Consider the following 7,072-nt stretch of genomic DNA (forward strand, 5'->3'; position numbering starts at 1 on the left):
CCTCGCAAGCCTCGTCGGCCAAGTTGAACCAGTGCTGCACAAAGTACATGCGCAACATACGCTCAAGTCCCACCGGCGGGCGACCATTGCCCGGCTTGGGGTAATGCGGCTCGATCACTTCGCATAGCGCATGCCACGGAACGATCTCATTCATTGTGGAGAGGAACACGTCGCGCCTGGTTGCGCGACGGTATTGTTCGAATCCGGCTCCTGCATCGGCCGCTAGGGCAAGGGTCTGTTGTTTCATCGACCTATAACGAAACAGCACCCAATGCGGTGGACTTATTCAGCGTAGCCTTAACGTAATTTCGAATGGTTCTTTCGCGGCTCATCAGCACATGCTGACGCAAAGCTTCAGCGGCCTTGGCCGCATTGCGAGAACCAATGGCATCCAGAATGTCCCGGTGTTCATTGACCGAGGTGACCAGCAAAGCGTGGTCTGAAAAATTGCGGCGCCGGAACAAGCTCAACTCGCGCGTCAGTTTGCGGTACATGCCAATGAGTTTTTTATTGCCTGCATAAGACACCATGGCCTCATGGAATTCCACATTCAATCGGTAATAAGTGGCCTCGTCTTCCACTTTCACGGCATGCTCCATTTGGACCACCAATGTATGCAGTTGCGCCAACTGCTCTTCGGATGCATTGACCGCCAAGGTGCTGCCCACATAGGCCTCCATCATGGCGCGCAGGTCAAAAATTTCGAGCGCCTCTTCCAATGGAATTTGTCTTACATAGACGCCGCGATTTTTCTCAAGCTGAACCAGACCGACCTCTTCCAAGACGCGAAATGCTTCTCGAACAGGGCCTCTTGATACACCCAAACGCTCGGCCAAAGAAGCCTCGGTGAGCTTGTCGCCAGGCCCTAATTCACCCACATTGATCAACCGCTCTATCTCTTGCTGCACAGCACCCGTGAGCGAGTGCTTTTGCAACATGGAAATGGTGGGGGTGGCCAGGCTTGCGCTTGAAAGCGGTGCAACTTGCTGAGCAATTTCGATCGACATGCACCGAATTTGATCATGAATCGGTCAATTGTCAACAATTTACAAAAAACAATTGATATTCAGGAATTCTTCTATTCCAATGAATTTCACGGGCTTGTCACTGTGCTGTCACGGAGCCAGTGAAAGATGGTTGGTTTTAACTTGATAAGGATGACGTATGCGCGCACTTTACAAATCTGCCCTTTTGGTGGGCGGTCTGTTGCTAGGCTCCATGGCCTGGGCTCAAAAAACCCAACTGCTGGTCTACACCGCCTTAGAAGTCGACCAACTCAAAGCCTACCAAGAGGGCTTTAACAAGGTTCACCCCGACATCGAACTCAAATGGGTGCGCGACTCCACAGGCGTGATCACTGCCAAGCTGCTGGCCGAAAAAGCCAACCCACAAGCTGACGCAGTCATGGGTGTTGCCGCCACCAGCTTGGCATTGATGAATAAAAACGGCATGTTGGAGCCCTATGCGCCCCTGAATTTGGACGCCATCATGCCCCAGTACCGCGACAAAACCAATCCGCCTGCATGGTGGGGCATGAATGTTTGGGGTGCCACCATTTGCTTTAACACCATTGAAGCCAAAAAACGCAACATTCCAAAGCCCGAAACATGGCAAGACCTCACCAAGCCCATTTACAAAGGTCAAGTTGTGATGCCCAACCCCGCTTCCAGCGGTACCGGTTACTTCGACGTGATTGCATGGCTTTCCTTGTTTGGTGACGAAAACGGCAAAGGCGGCGGCTGGAAGTACATGGACGGATTGCACGAAAACATTGCGCAATACACACACTCAGGCTCCAAGCCATGCAACATGGCCTCTAGCGGCGAGTATGTGGTGGGCATCGCATTTGAATACCGTGCCAATGCCAACAAAGCCAAAGGCGCACCCATTGACTTGGTCTTCCCCAAAGAAGGCTTAGGCTGGGATTTGGAATCTTTCGCCATTCACAAAGGCACCAAAAAATTGGACGCGGCCAAAAAATTGTCTGACTGGGCTTCAAGCAAAGATGCCATGAGGTTGTATGGCAAAAACTTTGCCATCACGGCTCACCCAGGTGTGGCAGAGCCCTTGCCCAACGTGCCTAAAGACTACGAGTCACGCTTGGTCAAATTGGACTTCAATTACGCTGCTGAGCAACGTGAGCGCATTCTGAAAGAATGGAACGCCCGCTACAACGGTAAATCCGAGAAGCGTTAATTTCACCAAACGGCCGCCTGGCATTCGCAAGGCGGCCTTTTTGTTGGTCACTCATGTCTGCAAGCCCCTACCTTTCCCTATCCCATCTGAACAAAGCCTTCGGCAGTTTTGTCGCATTACAAGACATCAATCTGGACATTGTTCCTGGCGAGCTGATTTGTTTTTTAGGCCCATCGGGTTGCGGCAAAACCACTCTTCTGCGAATCATCGCAGGACTTGAAGTACAGACGCGTGGCGTCATTCAACAAGCAGGCAAAGACATCTCTTGCGCCCATCCCGCCGAACGCGATTACGGCATCGTGTTCCAAAGTTATGCCTTGTTTCCCAACCTCAGCATTGCAGACAACGTTGCTTATGGTTTGGTCAACCGAAAAGTGGCGCGGGATGTGGTTCAGCAACGCGTTCAGGAATTGCTCAATCTGGTTGGACTGCCTGGTAGCGGGGCCAAATATCCAAGCCAACTCTCTGGCGGCCAACAGCAACGCATTGCCTTGGCGCGCGCCTTGGCCACCTCTCCTGGCTTGTTGCTTTTGGACGAGCCTTTGTCGGCATTGGACGCGCTGGAGCGCGTTCGATTGCGCGAAGAAATCAGATCACTGCAACAAAGTCTGGGCGTGACCACCATCATGGTGACGCACGATCAAGAAGAAGCATTGAGCATGGCCGACCGCATTGTGGTGATGAACCACGGTTGCATCGAACAAGTCGGTACGCCTACTGAAATTTACAGGGAACCTGCCAGCGCATTTGTGGCCGAATTTGTAGGCCAAGTGAATGTGCTGCCGGGCACGGTGTCTGCTCAATCATTACAACTGGGCGAGATGCGCATCCCGCTCAGCAACATTCCCGCCAAAGGCCATGCCGACGGCGAGGTCAAAGTGTATTTGCGGCCCGAAGATGTGCTTGCAAGGCCCATTTTGGCCGGTGACCCCTGCGTCTTTCAAGCCACGATTCACGAGGTTGAATTCTTGGGTGCCTTTTGTCATGTGCACGTCATGGCACCAGCCATTTCAGCGCAAACCCTGACTGTTTATTTGTCGCTTAATTTCCTGGCGGAACAAAACCTGCAGGCAGGCTCCACACTCACATTGAAACTGATGCCTGAACGCATCAAACTGTTTTAAATCGGCATGACCCCCGCATTACCTCAAGTGACGCAAAAAACCCATTGGAGTGAGTGGGTTGGTTTTGCAGGTCTGGCATTTGTGCTCTTGTTGTTGTTGGCTTTTTTGGCAGCCCCTTTGTTGGCCATCTTGCAACAAGCACTGCAAAACGATCAAGGTCAGTTCGTTGGACTGAAAAACTTTTTAGGCTATTTAGAAACGCCGTCCTTGCTCCACAGTTTGTGGAACAGCATTTGGGTGTCTCTGCTGGTCACCTTCATTGTGGTGCCATTGGCCTTTGTGTTTGCCTACGCCCTGACACGCAGCTGCATGCTTGGCAAATCACTTTTCAGAGCCATCAGCCTGATCCCATTGCTGGCCCCCTCCTTGCTCTCAGCCATTTCTTTGATTTACTGGTTTGGCAACCAAGGTGTCTTGAAGGACGTCATGCACGCCCTCGGCATTGATCAAATTTATGGTCCTGCAGGGGTGGTCATGGCCGAATGCTTTGCAGTGTTCCCACATGTCCTGATGATTTTGGTCACGGCACTCACTTTGGCCGATGCCAGGCTTTACGAAGCAGCGAATGCCCTGGGCACCAGCACCCAGCGCAAGTTTTTCACCATCACCTTGCCTGGCGCCAAATATGGCCTCATTTCAGCGTCCCTGGTCAGCTTTACCCTGGTCATGACCGACTTTGGCATTCCCAAGGTGATCGGTGGCAATTTCAACATGATGGCCACTGATATTTTCAAATTGGTCATTGGTCAGCAAGACTTCTCAAAAGGATCGGTGGTGGCCTTGCTGCTGCTGTCACCTGCTGTGTTGAGTTTTGCGGTTGACCGGTATGTGAGTGCCCGTCAAACAGCCATGCTGAGTGCTCGCGCTGTGGCCTACCAACCCAAACCCCATGCGCGCCACGATGCCACCATGCTGGTATATTGCTGCGTCATCGCCTTCCTGATGCTGGCCATGCTGGGCATGGCTGTCTATGCTTCATTTGCCAGCTTCTGGCCCTATGACCTTTCGCCCAGCCTGCGCCACTACAAACTGGGTTTGGTGGACGGTGAAGTAGGAGAAGGCTTCATCAACAGCTTGAAAATGGCAAGTGGCACCGCCTTCTTTGGCACATTGCTGGTATTTATAACGGCCTACTTGCTCGAAAAAACAAAAGGCATGGATGCGATCCGCGCACCGCTACAGCTGCTGGCAGTGATACCCATGGCTGTGCCCGGTTTGGTCTTGGGCTTGGGCTACATCTTTTTCTTCAACATGCCCAACAATCCTTTGCACGGCATGTACCAAAGCATGGCCTTGCTGACCTTGTGCACCATTGTTCACTTTTATACCACCGGCCATCTCACAGCCACCACCGCTTTGAAAGCGCTTGATTCAGAATTTGAGTCGGTCAGTGCATCCCTGAAAGTCCCGTTTTACAAAACCTTTTGGCGCGTGACTTTGCCCATTTGCACACCGGCCATGGTGGACATTGCGCGGTACTTTTTCATCAATGCCATGACGACCATTTCTGCCGTGGTTTTTTTGTACTCACCCGAAACCAAGGTTGCTTCCATTGCCATTTTGAATCTGGATGAAGCAGGCGACATGGGCGCCGCAGCCGCCATGGCGGTGTTGATCGGCCTGATCTCCGCCGCGGCCACTGTGCTGTTTGCTTGGCTTGGCTGGTTTGTAGAGAAACGCACACAGGCCTGGCGAGGTCGCTAATTTTCGATTCATCTTGGATGAAGTTTTTTAAATCACTTTAAACAAAGAGACACCTTTCACCATGCAACGCGAACCCATTCTTTTGACCCCTGGTCCGCTGACCACCACTTTGCGCACCAAACTCGCCATGCTGCGCGATTGGGGTTCTTGGGACAGCGACTTCATTGCGGTCACTGCACGTGTTCGCAAAAGCCTCTTGAACGTTGTTCATGGCCACGACACGCACGTGGTCGTGCCCTTACAAGGCAGCGGCACGTTCAGTGTCGAAGCTGCCGTGGCCACCGTGGTGCCGCCCAGTGGGCACATCTTGGTCTTAGACAACGGCGCTTACTGCAAACGCGCCGCCAAGCTCTCTACCATGATGGGTCGCAAAACCACAGTGGTTCCAACCCCTGAGGACCAAGCAGTTTCCCCCATCGCGCTTGAGGCACTGCTCAACAAAGACCCCAGCATCACGCATGTGATTTTGATTCATTGTGAAACAGGTGCTGGCGTCATGAACCCCTTGCACGCGATATCTAAAGTTTGCGAGAAACACAACAAGGGATTGATCGTCGATGCCATGAGCTCGTTTGCGGCGCTTGAAATTGATGCGCGCACCACCCACTTTGACGCCCTGATTGCCGCCAGTGGCAAGTGCTTGGAAGGCGTGCCTGGCATGGGCTTTGTATTCATTCGCAAAGCCATCCTGGACAGCTGTGCAGGCAACAACACCTCCTTGGCCATGGACCTGCACGACCAATACGTGTACATGGAAAAGACGGGCCAATGGCGCTTCACACCGCCCACCCACGTCATGTTGGCCTTGGCCGAGGCGATTCAGCAATTTGAGGACGAAGGAGGTCAGCCCGCTCGCTTAAAACGCTATCAAAGCAATTACAAGGCTTTGATCGAAGGCATGGCTGCGTTAGGTTTCAAACCCTATTTGGACCCATCGGTGCAAGCACCCATCATCGTGACTTTCCATGCTCCTGCCGATACCAATTACGAGTTCAGAAAATTTTACGATGCTGCAAAAAAATATGGCTTCCTTTTGTACCCCGGAAAACTCACTGAAATTGAAACCTTCCGCGTAGGTTGCATTGGCGCCATTGGCCCTGTTGAAATGCAGCAAGCGGTTCATGCCGTGTCTTTGGCACTGAAAGATTTGGGCATTGCCAGCGGCGAACCTGCTTGAGTTTTATCAAAAATTTGACTGTGTGAATTTTTAAAGGACTGATCATGGCCACCTCCAAAGTACACCCCGCACTCAAAGCGGTTGAAAAAAGTGGGGCTCAAAAAGTCAAGGTGGCCGTTAGTGACACCGATGGCGTTTTGCGTGGCAAGTATTTGCACATCGACAAATTCAAAAGCGCAGCAGAGCCTTACCCTGCGGGTGGATTCGCTTTTTGCGATGTGGTGTTTGGCTGGGACTCTTCTGACCAGTGCTACGACAACACATCCGTCACAGGTTGGCAACATGGCTTTCCCGATGCACTCGCGCGCTTGGACTTGAACACAGCGCGCAATGTGCCCTGGGACAACAATGTGCCGTTCTTCATTGGCGAATTTGTCAACACCGATGGCACGCCCCATCCGCTGTGCCCTCGCCAAACTTTGAAGAAGGTCTTGAAGCGCGCCGAAAAATTAGGGCTACGCTGAACAAGCCACCGAATTCAGCGATATGTTGCTAGTTGATTGCATGATGCGAGATGTGATGGGCGAAGCGGCCCAATTTCGGCCCGTATTTCTGGCCTTTTCACGCCAGACACGCGCATTGCGCGCTCTGAAGACGCACTCATGCCATGCGGCGTCCACGCGCTAAGTAGATGTTGGCCAGACCCAAGGCCACGAACGAGCGCGTGGCGTTCTTGGCCAGGCCGCGATAGCGCACCTTGGTGAAGCCCCACAGCCGCTTGACCACTGCGAAGACGTGCTCCACCCGGGCGCGTACCTTGGACTTGTTGCGATTCTTCGAGCGCAGGGCCGGGTCAACCTCACCTCCCTTGCGCACCCGCTGGTTGGTGAAGTCGTTCGCATGTGGTGCCTTGGATGCGATCAGTGCCTTC

Annotated in this window: 8 protein-coding genes; 5 read left to right on the plus strand and 3 right to left on the minus strand. The window is 52.8% G+C overall.

The annotated features are described in order from the left end of the window. Together B9Z45_RS16290 and B9Z45_RS16295 are read right to left on the minus strand one after the other, a co-directional pair. Window positions 1–247 (minus strand): transposase (locus B9Z45_RS16290; RefSeq protein WP_146180858.1); only part of this gene is annotated, 247 nt, incomplete at its 3' end. A 4-nt stretch (window positions 248–251) separates the two neighbouring features. Beyond that, the gene (locus B9Z45_RS16295) at window positions 252–1,007 is read right to left on the minus strand and encodes an FCD domain-containing protein (protein WP_108408253.1); all 756 of its coding nucleotides are present in this window, start codon (window positions 1,005–1,007) and stop codon (window positions 252–254) included. Window positions 1,008–1,164: 157 nt separating this feature from the next. Between B9Z45_RS16295 and B9Z45_RS16300 the strand changes: the two genes are divergently transcribed. From B9Z45_RS16300 to B9Z45_RS16320, 5 genes are all read left to right on the plus strand, one after another. Next, the gene (locus B9Z45_RS16300; RefSeq protein WP_108408254.1) at window positions 1,165–2,196 is read left to right on the plus strand and encodes a putative 2-aminoethylphosphonate ABC transporter substrate-binding protein; all 1,032 of its coding nucleotides are present in this window, start codon (window positions 1,165–1,167) and stop codon (window positions 2,194–2,196) included. 53 nt (window positions 2,197–2,249) lie between these two features. Beyond that, window positions 2,250–3,320 carry a putative 2-aminoethylphosphonate ABC transporter ATP-binding protein gene (locus tag B9Z45_RS16305; RefSeq protein ID WP_108408255.1) on the plus strand — a complete coding sequence of 357 codons (1,071 nt, stop codon included), beginning with the start codon at window positions 2,250–2,252 and terminating at the stop codon, window positions 3,318–3,320. 6 nt (window positions 3,321–3,326) lie between these two features. After that, a complete protein-coding gene (locus B9Z45_RS16310) occupies window positions 3,327–5,024 on the plus strand; it encodes a putative 2-aminoethylphosphonate ABC transporter permease subunit (RefSeq protein ID WP_108408256.1) in 1,698 nt (565 codons plus the stop codon). A gap of 61 nt (window positions 5,025–5,085) precedes the next feature. Beyond that, window positions 5,086–6,201, plus strand: coding sequence for a 2-aminoethylphosphonate--pyruvate transaminase (locus B9Z45_RS16315; protein ID WP_108408257.1), 1,116 nt, complete (start codon window positions 5,086–5,088; stop codon window positions 6,199–6,201). 44 nt (window positions 6,202–6,245) lie between these two features. Beyond that, window positions 6,246–6,665 carry a hypothetical protein gene (locus B9Z45_RS16320; protein WP_233252244.1) on the plus strand — a complete coding sequence of 140 codons (420 nt, stop codon included), beginning with the start codon at window positions 6,246–6,248 and terminating at the stop codon, window positions 6,663–6,665. Window positions 6,666–6,801: 136 nt separating this feature from the next. On the opposite strand, the gene B9Z45_RS16325 is transcribed toward B9Z45_RS16320, so the two are convergent. After that, window positions 6,802–7,072: transposase (locus B9Z45_RS16325; RefSeq protein ID WP_146180911.1), on the minus strand; the 271-nt coding region annotated here is incomplete at its 5' end.

Origin of the sequence: Limnohabitans sp. 2KL-17 (genome assembly GCF_003063415.1) — a bacterium.
Lineage (GTDB): Bacteria > Pseudomonadota > Gammaproteobacteria > Burkholderiales > Burkholderiaceae_C > Limnohabitans_A.

What these genes read in the sequence shown, in the direction of transcription:
- B9Z45_RS16295 (WP_108408253.1), bottom strand. Translation starts at nt 1,007, where the DNA reads ATGTCGATCGAAATTGCTCAGCAAGTTGCACCGCTTTCAAGCGCAAGC.
- B9Z45_RS16300 (WP_108408254.1), top strand. Translation starts at nt 1,165, where the DNA reads ATGCGCGCACTTTACAAATCTGCCCTTTTGGTGGGCGGTCTGTTGCTA.
- B9Z45_RS16305 (WP_108408255.1), top strand. Translation starts at nt 2,250, where the DNA reads ATGTCTGCAAGCCCCTACCTTTCCCTATCCCATCTGAACAAAGCCTTC.
- B9Z45_RS16310 (WP_108408256.1), top strand. Translation starts at nt 3,327, where the DNA reads ATGACCCCCGCATTACCTCAAGTGACGCAAAAAACCCATTGGAGTGAG.
- B9Z45_RS16315 (WP_108408257.1), top strand. Translation starts at nt 5,086, where the DNA reads ATGCAACGCGAACCCATTCTTTTGACCCCTGGTCCGCTGACCACCACT.
- B9Z45_RS16320 (WP_233252244.1), top strand. Translation starts at nt 6,246, where the DNA reads ATGGCCACCTCCAAAGTACACCCCGCACTCAAAGCGGTTGAAAAAAGT.